Below are 16,931 nucleotides of genomic sequence, written 5' to 3'. Positions count from 1 at the left end.
AGCGGGTACCAGCCGTCCGACGGTTGGGGATCGTCGCCGTGCGCACCGCCGCCGTTCGGCCATCAGGCTGAACTGCTCCCCGTAGCGGGGGGCGACGCTGCACAGCGTCGCCCCCACCCGTACGGGTTCCGTGTTCCGTTGAGACTTCTGCCAGAGACCGTCCTCCCGCGGCCCCGCCGCCGCGCCGACCCGATGAGGCACATCCGCAGTGAACTGGGACGACAGCACCCCTGACCTGGCCGACGACGCCCCCGTCCCCACCGATGGACGGCTGGTCGGCGCGTCGGCCGATGGTGAGGACCAGGCCGTGGAAGCGGCCCTGCGCCCGAAGTCGCTGGATGAGTTCGTCGGCCAGGAGCGGGTGCGGGAGCAGCTCGATCTGGTGCTGAAGGCAGCCCTGGCCCGTGGGGCGACCGCGGACCATGTCCTGCTCTCCGGTGCCCCCGGCCTCGGCAAGACCACCCTGTCCATGATCATCGCCTCCGAGATGAAGGCACCGATCCGCATCACCTCCGGCCCGGCGATCCAGCACGCCGGAGACCTCGCCGCGATCCTCTCGTCACTCCATGAGGGCGAAGTCCTCTTCCTCGACGAGATCCACCGGATGTCCCGGCCCGCCGAGGAGATGCTCTACATGGCCATGGAGGACTTCCGGGTCGATGTCATCGTCGGCAAGGGCCCGGGCGCCACGGCCATCCCCCTGGAGCTGCCGCCCTTCACCCTGGTCGGGGCCACCACCCGGGCCGGGCTGCTGCCGCCCCCGCTGCGTGACCGCTTCGGTTTCACCGGCCATATGGAGTTCTACGCCCCCATCGAGTTGGAGCGCGTTCTCCACCGGTCCGCCCGGCTGCTGGACGTCGAGATCGACGCCGAGGGAGCGGCCGAGATCGCTGGCCGCTCCCGGGGCACCCCCCGAATCGCCAACCGGCTGCTGCGCCGGGTCCGCGACTACGCCCAGGTCAAGGCGGACGGTGTGATCAACGTGGAGATCGCCGCAGCCGCCCTCAAGGTCTACGAGGTGGACCACCGCGGCCTTGACCGCCTTGACCGGGCGGTGCTCCAGGCGCTTCTGAAGCTCTTCGGCGGCGGCCCGGTGGGTCTGTCGACGCTGGCGGTTGCCGTGGGGGAGGAGCGCGAGACGGTCGAGGAGGTCGCCGAACCCTTCCTCGTAAGGGAAGGGCTACTGGCCCGTACGCCCCGCGGTCGGATCGCGACCCCCGCCGCCTGGAGCCACCTTGGGCTCACACCTCCGCAGCATTCCCCGGGCGCAAGCGGACAACCAGGGCTGTTCGGGGCGTGACGGCGCGGAGACTCCGCTGGGCAGGAACCACAGTGCCATGCTGGGCGTTGTTCCTTTGATGCGGACTCGCTTAGACTCCGCCGATGCCGCCCTTCCAGGTCGGCGTGCCCACCCCCGTAGATAGGCCGCCTCAGTGACGCGGTCGTGTGAAGGAAGTTTCTTCCCGTGAGTCTCCTGACCTTCCTCCCCTTCGTCGTGCTCATCGGGGCCATGTTCCTGATGACCCGCTCCGCCAAGAAGAAGCAGCAGCAGGCCGCGGAAATGCGCGATGCGATGCAGCCCGGCACCGGAGTGCGCACCATCGGAGGCATGTACGCCACCGTCAAGGAGCTTCACGACGACACCGTGCTCCTTGAGGTCGCCCCCGGCGTCCACGCCGTCTATGCGAAGAACGCCATCGGCGCCGTCCTCGACGACGAGGAGTACAACCGCATCGTCCACGGCGACGACCCCGCTGCCGCGGCACCGGTCGTCCCCGATGACGCTTCTTCGCTCACCGAGGCCGACCACGCCGAGGCGTCCGACACCGCTGACAGCGATGTCTCCAAGATCCAGCTCAGTAAGAAGCCGCAGGGAGACGAGGCCGCGGCTGTCGACGCTGACGCCGATGTGACCAAGGACAACAAGGCTGACGGCGACAAGTAGCCATGTTCGTGGACCGCGGGGCATGGACCGATGCCCGGCGGTCCTCTGGTCGTGTTGACTTCTTCGGGGGCGGGTCCCCACAACACTTCGTGGCCGCCTGAGCGCATACCCAGCGCCAGGCGGTTGGACAGGGAGAAACGAGAAGGTGGCAGCACCGAACAGGGGCCGAAGGCCCGCGGGGGCTCAGGGTAAGCCAGGGCGCACCCTGGTACTGATCCTGATCGCCATGGTCGCGCTGACCGGCGGGATGTTCTTGTCGGGGCACACCACGCCCCGACTCGGCATCGACCTCGCGGGCGGTACGACGATCACGCTCAAGGCCGAGGCAGAGCCCGGCAAGGAAAGCGCGGTCAATGAGACCAATATGAACACAGCGGTCGGAATCATCGAACGCCGGGTCAATGGTCTTGGTGTCTCGGAGGCAGAGGTCCAAACCCAGGGCCGCGAGAACATCATCGTCAACATCCCCAAGGGGACGGACTCCGAGCAGGCCCGCAAGCAGGTCGGCACCACCGCACAGCTCTACTTCCGACCGGTCGTGACCGTGGCCGCGGGGGGTGCGACACCGCAGCAGCCGCCGTCCCCGGCCCCCTCCGCCTCCAGCAAGGACAAGGCCACCGACCCTGACAAGGCGGGCGACAAAGCGTCCCCCTCCGCGTCGGGGAAGCCCAGCGCCAGCGCCACCGCTCAGGGGCGGGCCGTCACCGAGGGTCTGAAGGCCCCCGCCACGACGTCTCCGTCCCCCGCCGCCTCCAGCAAGGCGGCCGACCCGAAGGCCACCCAGTCCCCGGCCCCGGCTCCGACCCCCACCGGTGCCCCGGCCACGACGGCGCTGGACAAGCAGTTCGCCACCCTGAACTGCATGGACGCGAAGTCCCGCGCCACCATCGGCGACGGCGCCAAGCCCGAGAACCCCATGGTCGCCTGCGGCTCCAACGACGGCGGCAAGAACTGGGAGAAGTACATCCTCGGCCCGGCCGAACTCGACGGTAAGGACGTCGAGGACGCCAAGGGCCAGATGGACCAGCAGCGTGGCATCTGGATCGTCACGATGGACTTCACCAAGGGCGGCGCCAAGAAGTTCACGAAGATCACCAGCAAGCTGTCGGCGCAGCAGTCCCCGCAGAACCAGTTCGCGATCGTCCTTGACGGCGAGGTCGTCTCGGCCCCCCAGGTCAACCAGACCCTGAGCGCCAACGCCGAGATCTCCGGAAACTTCAAGCAGCAGGAAGCCCAGGACCTGGGCAACATCCTGTCCTACGGTGCGCTGCCGCTCAGCTTCGAAGAGCAGAGTGTCACCACCGTGAGCGCCGCCCTCGGCAGCGAGCAGCTGAAGGCCGGCCTGATCGCGGGTGCCATCGGACTCGCGCTGGTCATCATCTATCTGGTGGCCTACTACCGAGGTCTGGCCGCGATCGCCATCCTGAGCCTCTTCGTCTCGGCGGGTCTGACCTACTCCCTGATGGCGTTGCTCGGCCCGGGCATCGGCTTCGCGCTGAACCTGCCCGCTGTCTGTGGTGCGATCGTCGCCATCGGTATCACGGCGGACTCGTTCATCGTCTACTTCGAACGCATCCGGGACGAGATCCGCGAGGGCCGTACGCTCCGGCCGGCCGTCGAGCGTGCCTGGCCGCGTGCCCGGCGCACCATCCTGGTCTCCGACTTCGTCTCGTTCCTCGCCGCCGCGGTGCTCTTCTTGGTCACCGTCGGCAAGGTCCAGGGCTTCGCCTTCACGCTGGGTCTGACGACCCTGCTCGATGTCGTCGTGGTGTTCTTCTTCACCAAGCCCCTGATGACGATCATGGCCCGTACCCCGTTCTTCGCCGGCGGCCACCCCTGGTCCGGTCTTGACCCCAAGCGCCTCGGCGCCAAGCCCCCGCTGCGCCGCACCCGTCGCACCTCCGCCCCCACCGAACCGAAGGAGGCGTGAGATGTCGCGTCTCGGCTCCATTGGCGTCAGGCTCTACCGCGGCGAGATCGGCTATGACTTCGTCGCCAAGCGGAAGTTCTGGTACGCCGTCTCGATCCTGATCACCATCACGGCCATCGTCGGCCTGGCGGTGCGGGGTCTGAACATGGGCATCGAGTTCAAGGGTGGCGCCGTCTTCAGCACCCCCGCGAAGTCGAACGCCTCCGTCTCGGTGGCACAGGAGTCCGCCCAGGAGTCATCGGGGCACCACGCCATCGTCCAGGAGCTGGGCAACGGCAGCCTGCGCATCCAGGTCAGTGAGCTGGACACCGCTTCGGCCACCAAGGTCCAAAAGCAGCTGTCCACGGACCTGAACATCCCCGTGGACAAGATCGACGCCGAACTGGTCGGCCCCAGCTGGGGTGAGCAGATCGCCAACAAGGCCTGGACCGGCCTCGGGATCTTCATGGTCCTGGTGGTGATCTATCTGGCGATCGCCTTCGAATGGCGCATGGCGATCGCTGCCCTCATCGCGCTGATCCATGACCTCACCATCACGGTCGGTGTCTACGCCCTGGTCGGCTTCGAGGTCACCCCGGGTACGGTGATCGGTCTTCTGACCATCCTCGGTTACTCCCTCTACGACACCGTCGTCGTCTTCGACGGTCTCAAGGAAGGAGCGGTCGGGATCACCAAACAGTCCCAGCGCACCTACAGCGAGGTCGCCAACCGCAGCCTGAACGCCACCCTGGTGCGCTCCATCAACACCACGATCGTGGCGCTGCTGCCGGTGGCCGGTCTGCTCTTCATCGGTGGCGGATTCCTCGGCGCCGGAATGCTCAACGACATCTCGCTGTCGCTGTTCGTCGGCCTCGCCGCCGGTGCGTACTCGTCGATCTTCATCGCCACTCCGCTCGTCGCCGACCTGAAGGAACGCGAACCGCAGATGAAGGCGCTGCGCAAGCGGGTCCTCGCCAAGCGGGCCGCGGCCCATGCCAGGGGCGACTTCTCCGATGAGGGAGACGACCCGTCCCACGGGGACGGGGATGACCCCGAGCCCAGCGACGGCCCGTTCGATGCCGCCCCGGCGGTCGCCGCCGGACCCAGCAGCCCCGTGGTGGGGCCGCGAGGGCGCGGCAGGGGCCGTTCATCGGGTAGGCGGCGATGACCACCACTTCCCAGGAGCTGCTGCTCAGCCGCATCCGTGACGTTCAGGACTATCCGCAGCCCGGAGTCGTCTTCAAGGACATCACGCCCCTGCTCGCGGACCCGAAGGCTTTCACGGTCCTCACCGATGCGCTCACCGAGTTGTGTGTGCGCCATGGAGCCACCAAGGTCGTCGGTCTGGAAGCGCGCGGCTTCATCCTGGGGGCGCCGGTCGCCGTTCGCGCCGGACTCGGCTTCATCCCCGTGCGCAAGGCGGGCAAGCTGCCCGGCGCCACCTTGTCGCAGGCATACGAGCTGGAGTACGGCACCGCCGAGATCGAGATCCACGCCGAAGATCTGAACGAAGGCGATCGGGTCATGGTCATCGACGATGTCCTGGCCACCGGTGGGACCGCCGAGGCAGCGGTGGAGCTGATTCGCCGAGGCGGCGCGGAGGTCGCCGGCATAGCCGTTCTGATGGAGCTGGCCTTCCTCGCCGGCCGGGCCCGCCTGGAGCCCGCACTGCGGGGTGCCCCGCTGGAGTCGCTGCTCACGCTCTGAAACCCACAGCTAGCCCGTATCTGAGCAGGCCCCTGAGTGTCCCGGGAATTCCGGGACCCCAGGGGCCTGTTTTAGCCTCTGGGGCAGTAGTACGGAGAGGTGGATACCATGGCCTCTCCGGACCTGACTGGGGGACCCGGAACCGCACGAGGAGCGCTCTTGCCAGACGAGGCCCGTCCCGCCACCGCCGCGCAGCCCGCCCAGAAGGCCGAGAAGGCCGCGGCAGCCCCTGTCATGCCCGAGAAGAATCCGGCTGAAAAGCCTGTGTCGGCAGCGCCCGACCGTACGGGCGGCCCGGCCGGGGCAACGGCGTCTTCGGCGCTCAAGCCCACCACACCCTCCTCGGCGGCCAAGTCACGCCCGGCGCCCGCTCCGGCCGCCCGGCCGACGCCCAGCGGCGCGCCACGCGGCACGAACTCCTCCAACCGCGTACGAGCCCGGCTCGCCCGGCTCGGCGTTCAGCGCTCATCCCCGTACAACCCCGTTCTTGAGCCGCTGCTGCGGATCGTGCGCAGCAATGACGCGAAGATCGAGACGGCCACCCTCCGCCAGATCGAACGCTCCTACCAGGTCGCCGAGCGCTGGCACCGGGGACAGAAGCGCAAGAGCGGCGATCCGTACATCACCCATCCACTCGCCGTCACCACCATCCTCGCCGAGTTGGGCATGGACCCGGCGACCCTGATGGCGGGGCTGCTCCACGACACCGTGGAGGACACCGAGTACGGCCTGGACACGCTGCGACGTGACTTCGGCGACCAGGTGGCCCTGCTCGTCGACGGAGTCACCAAGCTGGACAAGGTCAAGTTCGGTGAGGCCGCCCAGGCCGAGACCGTGCGCAAAATGGTCGTCGCCATGGCCAAGGACCCCAGGGTCCTGGTGATCAAGCTCGCCGACCGACTGCACAACATGCGCACCATGCGCTACCTCAAGCGGGAGAAGCAGGAGAAGAAGGCCCGCGAGACGCTGGAGATCTACGCACCGCTCGCCCATCGACTGGGAATGAACACCATCAAGTGGGAGCTGGAGGATCTCGCCTTCGCGATCCTCTACCCCAAGATGTACGACGAGATCGTCCGGCTGGTCGCCGAGCGGGCTCCCAAGCGCGATGAGTACCTCGCCATAGTGACCGACGAGGTGCAGTCCGACCTGAGGGCCGCCCGGATCAAGGCCACCGTCACCGGGCGCCCCAAGCACTACTACAGCGTCTACCAGAAGATGATCGTCCGCGGCCGGGACTTCGCGGAGATCTACGACCTGGTCGGCATCCGTGTCCTGGTGGAATCCGTCCGCGACTGCTACGCGGCGCTCGGCACGGTCCATGCGCGATGGAATCCGGTCCCCGGCCGGTTCAAGGACTACATCGCCATGCCGAAGTTCAATATGTACCAGTCGCTGCACACGACGGTGATCGGCCCCAACGGCAAGCCGGTCGAGCTTCAGATCCGTACCTTCGACATGCACCGCCGCGCCGAGTACGGCATCGCGGCGCACTGGAAGTACAAGCAAGAGGCCGTCGCCGGCGCCTCCAAGGTGCGCACCGACGTGCCGAAGAAGTCCGGCAAGGACGACCACATCAACGACATGGCGTGGCTGCGCCAGCTGCTCGACTGGCAGAAGGAGACCGAGGACCCCTCGGAGTTCCTGGAGTCGCTGCGCTTCGACCTCTCCCGCAACGAGGTCTTCGTCTTCACGCCGAAGGGCGATGTGATAGCGCTCCCGGCGGGCGCCACCCCGGTGGACTTCGCGTACGCCGTCCATACGGAGGTCGGCGACCGCACCATAGGCGCACGTGTCAACGGTCGGCTCGTGCCGCTGGAATCGACCCTGGACAACGGCGACCTGGTGGAGGTCTTCACCTCTAAGGCCGAGGGCGCCGGACCGTCCCGCGACTGGCTCGGTTTCGTCAAGTCGCCCCGCGCCCGCAACAAGATCCGCGCATGGTTCTCCAAGGAGCGCCGGGAAGAGGCGATCGAGCAGGGCAAGGACGCCATCGTGCGGGCCATGCGCAAGCAGAACCTGCCGATCCAGCGCATCCTCACCGGTGACTCCCTCGTCACACTGGCGCATGAGATGCGCTACCCCGATATCTCGTCGCTGTACGCGGCGATCGGCGAAGGCCATGTCGCGGCCCAGGGCGTCGTGCAGAAACTGGTGCAGGCGCTCGGCGGCGAGGAGGCCGCCAACGAGGACATCGCCGAGTCCGTGCCGCCGTCACGCAGCAGCAAGAAGCGGCGTGCCAACTCCGACCCCGGCGTGGTGGTCAAGGGCGTCGAGGACGTCTGGGTCAAGCTCGCCCGCTGCTGTACCCCGGTGCCCGGTGACCCCATCATCGGCTTTGTCACCCGGGGCAGTGGGGTGTCCGTGCACCGCGCTGACTGTGTGAACGTCGACTCGCTCTCCCAGCAGCCGGAGCGGATCCTGGAGGTCGAGTGGGCACCCACCCAGTCCTCCGTCTTCCTGGTCGCCATCCAGGTCGAGGCGCTGGATCGGTCCCGACTGCTCTCGGATGTCACCAGGGTCCTGTCCGACCAGCATGTGAACATCCTCTCCGCGGCCGTCCAGACCTCCCGTGACCGGGTCGCCACCTCGCGCTTCACCTTTGAGATGGGCGACCCCAAGCACCTCGGCCACGTACTGAAGGCGGTACGGGGAGTCGAAGGCGTCTATGACGTCTATCGGGTCACCTCCGCCCGCAGGCCGTAGGCCATAGGCCCGGCACCGGGGACCTGCTAGGCCCACCGGGCCCAGCAGGTCCCTTTCCCGTGGGCCGCACTCCGGGCAGCGGAAAGGGCCCCCGTACCAGAAGTACGAGAGCCCCTTCGCGAGTTCAGCGCGTCGGCCGCACTAGCCGCCGAACTCCTCAAGACCCTTGAGCGCCTGGTCGAGCAGTGCCTGCCGGCCTTCGAGCTCCTTGGCGAGCTTGTCCGCCCTGGCGTTGTTGCCACTCGCCCGCGCGGTGTCGATCTGCCCGCGCAGTTTGTCCACGGCGGCCTGGAGTTGCCCGGTCAGACCCGCGGCGCGAGCCCGTGCCTCGGGGTTCGTCCGGCGCCACTCATTCTCCTCGGACTCCTGCATGGCCCGCTCCACGGCATGCATACGGCCCTCAACCCGGGGACGGGCGTCCCTCGGCACATGCCCGATCGCTTCCCAATGCTCGTTCAGCGCGCGGAAGGCAGCCCGGGCGGCCTTGAGATCGGTCACCGGAACCAGCTTCTCCGCCTCGGTGGCGAGCTCTTCCTTGAGCTTCAGGTTCTCCGACTGCTCGGCGTCCCGCTCGGCGAACACCCCGCTGCGGGCGGCGAAGAAGACGTCCTGCGCGCCCCGGAAGCGGTTCCACAGATCGTCTTCGGCATCGCGCTGGGCACGACCCGCGGCCTTCCACTCCGTCATCAAGTCGCGGTAACGGGCCGCCGTGTTGCCCCAGTCGGTGGAGTTGGAGAGCGACTCCGCCTCGACGACCAGCTTCTCCTTGGTCTTGCGGGCGTCCTCGCGCTGCGCGTCCAGCGAGGCGAAGTGTGCCTTGCGCCGCTTGGAGAACGCGGAGCGCGCGTGGGAGAAGCGGTGCCACAACTCGTCATCCGACTTGCGGTCGAGCCGGGGGAGGCCCTTCCAGGTGTCCACCAGCGCCCGCAGCCGCTCACCCGCGGACCGCCACTGCTCGCTCTGAGCCAGCTCCTCAGCCTCGCTGACCAGGGCTTCCTTGGCCACACGCGCTTCGTCGTGCTGCTTGGCCCGCTGAACCTTGCGCTCCTCGCGGCGCTTGTCGACCGCTTCGGTGATCGCCTTGAGCCGCTGGGCCAGGGCATCGAGATCACCCACGGCGTGGTGTTCGTCCACCTGCTGGCGCAGGTGGTCGATGGCAGCTTGGGCGTCCTTGGCGGACAGGTCGGTGGTCTTCACCCGCCGTTCGAGCAGGCCGATCTCGACCGCCAGGCCCTCGTACTTGCGCTCGAAATAGGCCAGGGCCTCCTCGGGAGTACCGGCCTGCCACGATCCCACGACCTTCTCGCCGTCGGCTGTACGCACGTACACGGTGCCCGTCTCGTCGACACGGCCCCACGGGTCGCTGCTCACAGCGCCTCCTCCACCTGATGCCCGCCAAGGGTGCTGCCCCCGGGCATCGTCCACAGTTTCCTCGGGGCGGGCAGCGCCCGCCCTGCACAACGCCAATCTAGGCGACCGGCCGCCCGGCTGTCCGCACTCAGCGCGCCCGAAGTTCGTCAGGCCCCTCCGGGCGCCCGCCCGCCCGGAGGTCAGCGCTTGGTGACGGCTGCCTTCTTGATGGTGACCGACGTGGCCGGTGCCCCATCGGCCCCGCCGCCCTTGACGCCTGCCTTCGCCACGTCCTGCAACACCTTCAGGCTCGCGGCGTCCATCTTGCCGAACTGCGTGTAGGTGGGGGGCAGCCGACTGTCCTTGTACACGAGGAAGAACTGGCTGCCACCGCTGTTGGGCTGGCCCGTATTTGCCATGGCCACCGTCCCCGCCGGATAGGCGACCTTGGTGTCCGCCTCCGGCTTGCCGAGGGCGGCCAGGTCCTCATCGGGGATGTTGTAGCCGGGGCCTCCGGTGCCATCGCCCTTCGGGTCGCCGCACTGGAGCACAAAGATGCCCTCGGTGGTCAGCCGGTGACACTTGGTCCCGTTGAAGTACCCCTTCTCGGCGAGTGCCTTGAACGAGTTCACGGTCCGAGGCGTTTTCGCCGCCTCCATGGCGAACTCGATGACTCCCCGGTCGCTGGTGAGCTTCATCGAGTACCCGGCCTTCTTGTCCACCGACAAGGCGGGCTCAGGACTCTTGACCTCCGAGGGGGTCGGCGCGGCCGGCTGGCTCGCCTTCGCGCCCGGGCTCTGCCCGTCCGCCTCGTTGTCCCCGTCGGACAGCCCGATCGAGGCGTAGACCGCTACGCCCGACGCGACCACCACGGCTCCCGCGGCCGCCATGATGGTGATCCGCTGCCTTCGTCTACGGGCCTGCGCCCGCCGCTGCTGCTGGCGCTCGAATTTCTCCTTGGCGAGCTGGCGCCGCCGCTGATCGCTGCTGACCACCGGGTCTTCTCCTTCTTTTCCCGTGCACGGCTGCCCCGTGCACGGCATCTGCCGCCGACCGGTTGAGTGTGCCCGTACCGTATACGGGTTGGCTGTGGAAGCAGCACCGCCGGTAGGCTCTGAACTGGCGCGATCTCATATCCGCGGTCGCGACAGATTTCCTTTTGCTACGACATTCCCGCTGTTGAATTCGCCGCTAGACATCTCTGCAACCACACCGAGGACGATCGTGCTTATTGCCGGGTTCCCCGCTGGGGCCTGGGGGACCAACTGCTATCTGGTCGCCCCCGCCGCGGGTGAGGAGTGCGTCATCATCGACCCGGGCCACCAGGCCACCGAAGGCGTTGCCGAAGCGGTCAGGAAGCATCGCCTCAAGCCGGTCGCCGTGGTCCTCACCCATGGCCATATCGACCATGTCGCGTCGGTCGTCCCGGTGTGCGGCGCCCATGACGTGCCCGCCTGGATCCACCCGGCGGACCGGTACATGATGAGCGACCCCGAGAAGGCGCTGGGCCGGTCGTTGGGGACTCAGCTCATGGGAGAGCTCACCGTCGGCGAACCGTCCGATGTACATGAGCTGATCGACGGCGCCCGACTGAAACTCGCCGGTATGGAGCTGACGGTGTCGCATGCGCCCGGCCATACCAAGGGGTCGGTGACCTTCCAGATGCCCGAGACCGGGGATGTCCCCTCAGTGTTCTTCTCGGGCGATCTGCTCTTCGCCGGCTCCATCGGACGCACCGACCTTCCCGGCGGTGATCACGGTGAGATGCTCCAGTCGCTGGCCCGCGTGTGCCTGCCGCTCGACGACTCGACCGTGGTGCTGTCGGGACACGGTCCCCAGACGACCATCGGCCGTGAGCGTGCCGCCAACCCCTATCTCAGGGAAGTGGCAGCCGGCCTTGGGAGCACCGACGCTCCCCGACGAGGAATGTGACGAGAGACTTCAGTGAGTACCTTTCAGGCCCCCAAGGGCACCTATGATCTGCTGCCCCCTGTCTCGGCCACCTATCTGGCAGTACGCGACGCCCTCGCGGCGCCACTGCGCAGCTCGGGCTACGGCTATGTGGAGACCCCCGGATTCGAGAACGTCGAACTCTTCGCACGCGGCGTCGGTGAGTCCACCGACATCGTGAGCAAGGAGATGTACGCCTTCGAGACCAAGGGCGGCACCCGGCTCGCCCTGCGGCCCGAAGGCACCGCATCCGTGCTGCGCGCCGCCTTGGAGGCCAACCTCCACAAGCAGGGCAATCTGCCGGTGAAGCTCTGGTACTCGGGTTCGTACTACCGCTACGAGCGCCCGCAGAAGGGCCGCTACCGCCACTTCTCCCAGGTCGGGGCCGAGGCCATCGGAGCTGAGGACCCGGCGCTGGACGCCGAGTTGATCATCTTGGCGGACCAGGCGTACCGCTCGCTCGGGCTGCGGAACTTCCGCCTCCTGCTGAACTCCCTGGGGGACCAGGAGTGCCGTCCGGTCTACCGCTCCGCGCTCCAGGACTTTCTGCGCGGGCTGGAGCTGGACGACGAGACCCGCAGGCGACTGGAGATCAATCCGCTGCGGGTCCTCGATGACAAGCGCTCCGAGGTGCAGAAGCAGCTCTCGGGCGCTCCGCTGCTCGCTGACTACCTCTGTGATGCCTGCCGCGCCTACCACAAGGAGGTGCGCGAGCTGCTGACCGAGGCGGGCGTCCCCTTCGAGGACGACGAGAAGCTGGTGCGCGGCCTCGACTACTACACCCGGACGACCTTTGAGTTCGTCCACGACGGTCTGGGCTCCCAGTCCGCGGTGGGTGGCGGTGGCCGCTATGACGGACTGTCCGAGATGATCGGCGGCCCGGCCCTGCCGTCGGTGGGCTGGGCACTGGGTGTCGACCGTACGGTGCTCGCCCTGGAGGTGGAGGGCATTGAGCTGGCCATCGCCCCGGCCACCAGTGTCTTCGCCGTGCCCCTCGGCGAGGAGGCGCGCAGGGCGCTGTTCAGTGTGGTCACCCAGCTCAGGCGGGCGGGTGTCGCGGCCGACTTCGCCTTTGGCGGTCGTGGCCTCAAGGGCGCCATGAAGGTGGCCAACCGAAGCGGTGCGCGGTACACGATCGTCGCCGGCGACCGTGATCTCGCCGAGGGAATCGTGCAGTTGAAGGACATGGAGTCGGGCGAGCAGGCGCCCGTGCCCCTGTCGGAGATCACCGAGACGCTCCGCGCCCGGTTGGCCTGACGTTCGGCACAGACCGGTCCTCTCCTGATGACTTCCAGGGGAGGGCCGGTTTTGCCGTGTACGGCGCGGGCGCCAACGCTGGGGCGAGCCGCTGCGTCCGTGTCAACCCCGTGAAGCTCCGCCCCGCCCAGCGGGCGACGCTGTTTCCAGCCACCAAAAAGGCACTTTCGGGACATGTGGCAGGGATCGCGACGGCCCTGAAGGGTGGGCGGGCAGCAGGGCCCCTCCTCCTCCCCGAGCGTCGAGCGCCAGCGCTGGGGGAGTCCCCGCCCACGGAGACACGGGCCCAGCCGTCCGCCGCGGGCCCTTCCCCGGACGTGGGCCCAGCCCACCCCGTACCGCTCGTCCGTACCGGCCCGGGCTGTGATCCGAACCGAGGGGACGACCGTACGGACGTCCTTATGTCCACCGAACAGTGGTTCCACAGGGGGGTACGGCACAATGTCGGTGCCCGTGCAGGCCACTGAGCAAGGGAAACGGCGATATGACGACAGCGGCGGTAGACGATGTGTCCTCCGGTGAGCGCGAGGACGGCGCCAGGGGCACGATCGGCGGCAGCCGCGCCTTCGCCTGGCTGTTGGTGATCACCGGCGCGGCGGGACTGCTGGCCGCCTGGGTCATCACGATCGACAAGTTCAAGCTGTTGAAGGACCCCTCCTTCACCCCGGGGTGCAGTCTCAACCCGGTGGTGTCCTGCGGCAACATCATGAAGAGCGACCAGGCGTCCGTGTTCGGCTTCCCGAACCCGATGCTCGGTCTGGTGACGTACTCGATGGTGATCGTCATCGGTGTCGGGCTACTGGCGGGTGCCCGCTACAAGCCTTGGTTCTGGCTCGGCCTGAACGCGGGCTGTCTGTTCGGGGTCGGTTTCTGCACCTGGCTGATGTACCAGTCCCTGTACAACATCAACTCCCTCTGCCTCTGGTGCTCCCTGGCCTGGGCCGCCACCATCGTGATGTTCTGCTACGTCACCGTGCACAACATCCGGCACCGGATCATCAAGGTGCCCGAGGGGCTGCGCAATGTGCTGCTGGAGTTCCACTGGATGCCCCCCGTCCTGTGGATCGGCATCATCGGCATGCTCATCCTGACCCGCTGGTGGGACTTCTGGATCAGCTGAGTCCTCCCCGCCATCCGCTCCAGCGCCCTCGGACCGGGGGCGCTGTCAGTGCGCTGACATAGGCTTCCTCGCGTGGAGCCCGACCTCTTTACCGCAGCTGCCGAAGAACGCCAGGAGAAGGACCCGTCCAGCAGCCCCCTGGCTGTTCGGATGCGTCCGCGCACCCTCGACGAGGTCGTCGGCCAGCGCCATCTGCTGAAGCCGGGCTCACCCCTGCGCAGACTGGTCGGCACCGGTCCCGGCGCGAGCCCCGGCCGGGCCGGGCCGTCATCGGTGATCCTCTGGGGCCCGCCGGGGACGGGCAAGACGACCCTGGCCTATGTGGTGTCCAAGGCGACCGACAAGCGTTTTGTGGAGCTGTCGGCGATCACCGCGGGGGTCAAGGAGGTCCGGGCGGTCATCGAGGGCGCACGTCGGGCCGCGGGCGGCTACGGCCGGGAGACCCTCCTCTTCCTCGATGAGATCCACCGCTTCTCCAAAGCCCAGCAGGACTCATTGCTGCCCGCCGTCGAGAACCGCTGGGTGACCTTGATCGCCGCCACGACGGAGAACCCCTACTTCTCGGTGATCTCACCGCTGCTCTCCCGCTCCCTGCTGCTGACGCTGGAGTCGCTCACCGACGAGGACCTCAAGGGGTTGCTCGCTCGCGCCCTGGCCGATGAGCGCGGTCTGGGCGGTGCGCTCTCGCTGCCCGCGGACGCCGAGGCACATCTGCTGCGGATCGCGGGCGGAGACGCCCGGCGGGTGCTGACCGCACTGGAGGCCGCGGCCGGCGCCGCGCTCGACAAGGGCGAGCCGGAGGTCTCCCTCCAGACGGTGGAGGAGACCGTGGACCGTGCCGCCGTCGCCTATGACCGAGACGGTGACCAGCACTACGACGTGGCGAGTGCCCTGATCAAGTCCATCCGCGGCTCCGATGTGGATGCGGCACTGCACTACCTGGCCCGCATGATCGATGCCGGCGAGGACCCTCGGTTCATCGCTCGCCGGTTGATGATCTCAGCGAGCGAGGACATCGGTCTCGCGGACCCGACGGCACTGCCGACCGCTGTTGCCGCGGCCCAGGCAGTGGCCATGATCGGTTTCCCGGAGGCCGCCCTCACCCTCAGCCACGCGACGATCGCGCTCGCGCTGGCTCCGAAGTCGAACACCGCGACCACCGCGATCGCAGCCGCGCTCGCCGATGTGCGTGCCGGGCTGGCGGGCCCGGTGCCCGCGCATCTGCGCGATGGCCACTACAAGGGCGCGACCAAGCTCGGCCATGCCCAGGGATATGTCTATCCGCACGATGTGCCCGGTGCCATCGCCGCCCAGCAGTACGCGCCGGACGCCGTGCAGGGCAAGCGCTACTACGAACCGACGCGGTACGGCGCCGAAGCCCGGTACGCGGATGTGGTGGAGAAGGTGCGGGAGCGGCTGCGCGGCGAGTAGCCGGGTGCGCCGCGCGGGTGCGCGGGGCGCGTCAGTGCGTCGCCGCCTCGAAGAGGGTGTGCATCGCCCGGCGTAGCCCGGTGATGTCCTGCACCGGTTCGGGAAAGTCGAAGCGGGCGTCAAAGCACCGCTCTCCGACGAAGCGCACCCGCAGTCCAAAGCGATCGAGCGCCAGCGGCACCGCCCGCCGGATGCGTCCGTTCTCCGTGCCCATGCCGTCGACGCGCTCACCGAGCAGTCCGCAGAGCTCCTGGACCTGCTCACCGTGGGCCGAGTGCAGATGCTGGAGCAGCTCGGTCTCATGGGCGATCAGCGGATCGACACCGGCTTCGGTGAAGTCCTCGGGCTCGACCGTGGCTGCGCCCCAGAGGTCGTCCACGCTCAGTTCGCCGACTTCGAGGCGGAGCATCATCAAGCCGGGCTCGGCCACTCCGGGCACACTGGTGAGCCAGCCCGTCACCCAGGCACGGCCGCGGATACGGTGGGGGACGGAGACCGGTGCCACATCGGTGATCTCCAGCACGGCCGTGAGCTCGTCGTCCTGGGCGTGGGTGGCCGCGCGGACGGCGGGGGAGTCCGCGGGAAAGAGGAGGAAGACCTCACCGTCGGGCCCCACCACCCGTGCATGGGGGCTGAGCAGCTCGGGGCGGGGGCTGTCGACGCCCGCGATGAGCAGTACCGCGGAGCATGTACTCTGTACGAGAGTTCGTGTGCGCTCGGCTGCTGACGGCATTCGAGTGTTTTCAAGCCCGCTGGGACGCGGCTGACCATGAGCTGATCGGACCTCCGTCGCTTCGACGCTCCTCTGAGCAGCGTCGACGTTCTTTGTGCTGTCCGTGACGCGTTTGGTGTTCCCAGGGCGAGACATGCGATCTCCTTGAGTAAGGTGAGCCTAACCTAACCTATTTCGGAGGTCTGGAGAACGTGCCTAACCAGTCGCGTCCCAAGGTCAAGAAGTCTCGTGCGCTCGGCATTGCGCTGACGCCGAAGGCAGTCAAGTACTTCGAGGCCCGCCCGTACCCCCCGGGTGAGCACGGCCGTGGCCGCAAGCAGAACTCGGACTACAAGGTCCGTCTGCTGGAGAAGCAGCGCCTGCGTGCCCAGTACGACATCAGCGAGCGCCAGATGGTCCGCGCCTACGACCGCGCCCGCAAGGCCGAGGGCAAGACGGGCGAGGCGCTGGTCATCGAGCTGGAGCGCCGCCTTGACGCGCTGGTCCTGCGCTCGGGCATCGCCCGCACCATCTACCAGGCCCGTCAGATGGTCGTCCACGGCCACATCGAGGTCAACGGTGGCAAGGTCGACAAGCCTTCCTTCCGCGTCCGTCCCGACGACGTCGTGATGGTCCGCGAGCGCTCCCGCGAGAAGACCCTGTTCCAGGTCTCCCGCGAGGGTGGCTTCGCCGCCGATGGTGAGACCCCGCGTTACCTCCAGGTGAACCTGAAGGCCCTGGCCTTCCGCCTGGACCGCGACCCGCAGCGCAAGGAAGTCCCCGTGATCTGCGACGAGCAGCTCGTCGTCGAGTACTACGCCCGCTGATCCGGGCGGGGTAACCC

14 protein-coding genes are annotated in these 16,931 nt (G+C 68.0%); 11 read left to right on the top strand and 3 right to left on the bottom strand.

The window, feature by feature from the left end; translation table 11 throughout:
• Nucleotides 1-208 precede the first annotated feature (208 nt).
• The 6 genes from ruvB (at nt 209) to NBG84_RS31840 (ending at nt 8,267) form a co-directional block, all read left to right on the top strand.
• Nucleotides 209-1,300, top strand: a complete 1,092-nt coding sequence (gene ruvB, locus NBG84_RS31865; protein ID WP_250923158.1) for a Holliday junction branch migration DNA helicase RuvB — start codon at nt 209-211, stop codon at nt 1,298-1,300.
• Between the two features lie 165 nt (nt 1,301-1,465).
• Nucleotides 1,466-1,945 carry a preprotein translocase subunit YajC gene (gene yajC, locus NBG84_RS31860; protein WP_250923157.1) on the top strand — a complete coding sequence of 160 codons (480 nt, stop codon included), beginning with the start codon at nt 1,466-1,468 and terminating at the stop codon, nt 1,943-1,945.
• Nucleotides 1,946-2,090: 145 nt separating this feature from the next.
• Complete coding sequence (gene secD, locus NBG84_RS31855; protein WP_250923156.1) at nt 2,091-3,875, top strand: protein translocase subunit SecD; 1,785 nt, start codon at nt 2,091-2,093, stop codon at nt 3,873-3,875.
• A 1-nt stretch (nt 3,876) separates the two neighbouring features.
• The gene (gene secF / locus NBG84_RS31850; protein WP_250923155.1) at nt 3,877-5,022 is read left to right on the top strand and encodes a protein translocase subunit SecF; all 1,146 of its coding nucleotides are present in this window, start codon (nt 3,877-3,879) and stop codon (nt 5,020-5,022) included.
• On the top strand, nt 5,019-5,561 hold the full coding sequence (locus NBG84_RS31845; RefSeq protein ID WP_250923154.1) for an adenine phosphoribosyltransferase: 543 nt from the start codon (nt 5,019-5,021) through the stop codon (nt 5,559-5,561). The genes secF and NBG84_RS31845 overlap by 4 nt, the downstream gene beginning before the upstream one ends.
• Nucleotides 5,562-5,720: 159 nt before the next feature.
• Nucleotides 5,721-8,267, top strand: coding sequence for a RelA/SpoT family protein (locus NBG84_RS31840; RefSeq protein ID WP_250923153.1), 2,547 nt, complete (start codon nt 5,721-5,723; stop codon nt 8,265-8,267).
• Nucleotides 8,268-8,408: 141 nt separating this feature from the next.
• Here the strand turns inward: NBG84_RS31840 and NBG84_RS31835 are convergent, their stop codons facing one another.
• Together NBG84_RS31835 and NBG84_RS31830 are read right to left on the bottom strand one after the other, a co-directional pair.
• The gene (locus NBG84_RS31835) at nt 8,409-9,638 is read right to left on the bottom strand and encodes a DUF349 domain-containing protein (protein ID WP_250923152.1); all 1,230 of its coding nucleotides are present in this window, start codon (nt 9,636-9,638) and stop codon (nt 8,409-8,411) included.
• A 179-nt stretch (nt 9,639-9,817) separates the two neighbouring features.
• A complete protein-coding gene (locus NBG84_RS31830; protein WP_250923151.1) occupies nt 9,818-10,612 on the bottom strand; it encodes a peptidylprolyl isomerase in 795 nt (264 codons plus the stop codon).
• Nucleotides 10,613-10,841: 229 nt separating this feature from the next.
• On the opposite strand from NBG84_RS31830, the gene NBG84_RS31825 reads away from it, so the two are divergent.
• The 4 genes from NBG84_RS31825 to NBG84_RS31810 all read left to right on the top strand — a co-directional run bounded on the left by NBG84_RS31825 (nt 10,842) and on the right by NBG84_RS31810 (nt 15,375).
• Nucleotides 10,842-11,549: an MBL fold metallo-hydrolase gene (locus NBG84_RS31825; protein WP_250923150.1), complete on the top strand. Its 708-nt coding sequence runs from the start codon at nt 10,842-10,844 to the stop codon at nt 11,547-11,549.
• Between the two features lie 12 nt (nt 11,550-11,561).
• Entirely contained in the window at nt 11,562-12,824 is a 1,263-nt protein-coding gene (gene hisS, locus NBG84_RS31820) for a histidine--tRNA ligase (RefSeq protein ID WP_250923149.1), read from the top strand.
• A gap of 484 nt (nt 12,825-13,308) precedes the next feature.
• Nucleotides 13,309-13,944 carry a vitamin K epoxide reductase family protein gene (locus NBG84_RS31815; RefSeq protein WP_250923148.1) on the top strand — a complete coding sequence of 212 codons (636 nt, stop codon included), beginning with the start codon at nt 13,309-13,311 and terminating at the stop codon, nt 13,942-13,944.
• Between the two features lie 72 nt (nt 13,945-14,016).
• On the top strand, nt 14,017-15,375 hold the full coding sequence (locus NBG84_RS31810) for a replication-associated recombination protein A (protein ID WP_250923147.1): 1,359 nt from the start codon (nt 14,017-14,019) through the stop codon (nt 15,373-15,375).
• A 31-nt stretch (nt 15,376-15,406) separates the two neighbouring features.
• Here NBG84_RS31810 and NBG84_RS31805 read toward each other — a convergent pair whose 3' ends face one another.
• On the bottom strand, nt 15,407-16,108 hold the full coding sequence (locus NBG84_RS31805; protein WP_250923146.1) for a DUF2470 domain-containing protein: 702 nt from the start codon (nt 16,106-16,108) through the stop codon (nt 15,407-15,409).
• Between the two features lie 191 nt (nt 16,109-16,299).
• On the opposite strand from NBG84_RS31805, the gene rpsD reads away from it, so the two are divergent.
• Entirely contained in the window at nt 16,300-16,914 is a 615-nt protein-coding gene (rpsD, locus tag NBG84_RS31800; protein WP_250923145.1) for a 30S ribosomal protein S4, read from the top strand.
• Nucleotides 16,915-16,931 lie beyond the last annotated feature (17 nt).

The organism is Streptomyces albipurpureus, assembly GCF_023701525.1.
GTDB classification, from domain to species: Bacteria; Actinomycetota; Actinomycetes; order Streptomycetales; family Streptomycetaceae; genus Streptomyces; species Streptomyces albipurpureus.
Note: the sequence above shows the minus strand (reverse complement) of the source record. Positions and strands in the feature narration are given on the sequence as shown.

Bases quoted from the DNA above. Each gene is read 5' to 3' on its own strand.
- NBG84_RS31845 (WP_250923154.1), top strand. From the start codon at position 5,019: ATGACCACCACTTCCCAGGAGCTGCTGCTCAGCCGCATCCGTGACGTT.
- NBG84_RS31815 (WP_250923148.1), top strand. From the start codon at position 13,309: ATGACGACAGCGGCGGTAGACGATGTGTCCTCCGGTGAGCGCGAGGAC.
- NBG84_RS31805 (WP_250923146.1), bottom strand. From the start codon at position 16,108: ATGCCGTCAGCAGCCGAGCGCACACGAACTCTCGTACAGAGTACATGC.
- secF (WP_250923155.1), top strand. From the start codon at position 3,877: ATGTCGCGTCTCGGCTCCATTGGCGTCAGGCTCTACCGCGGCGAGATC.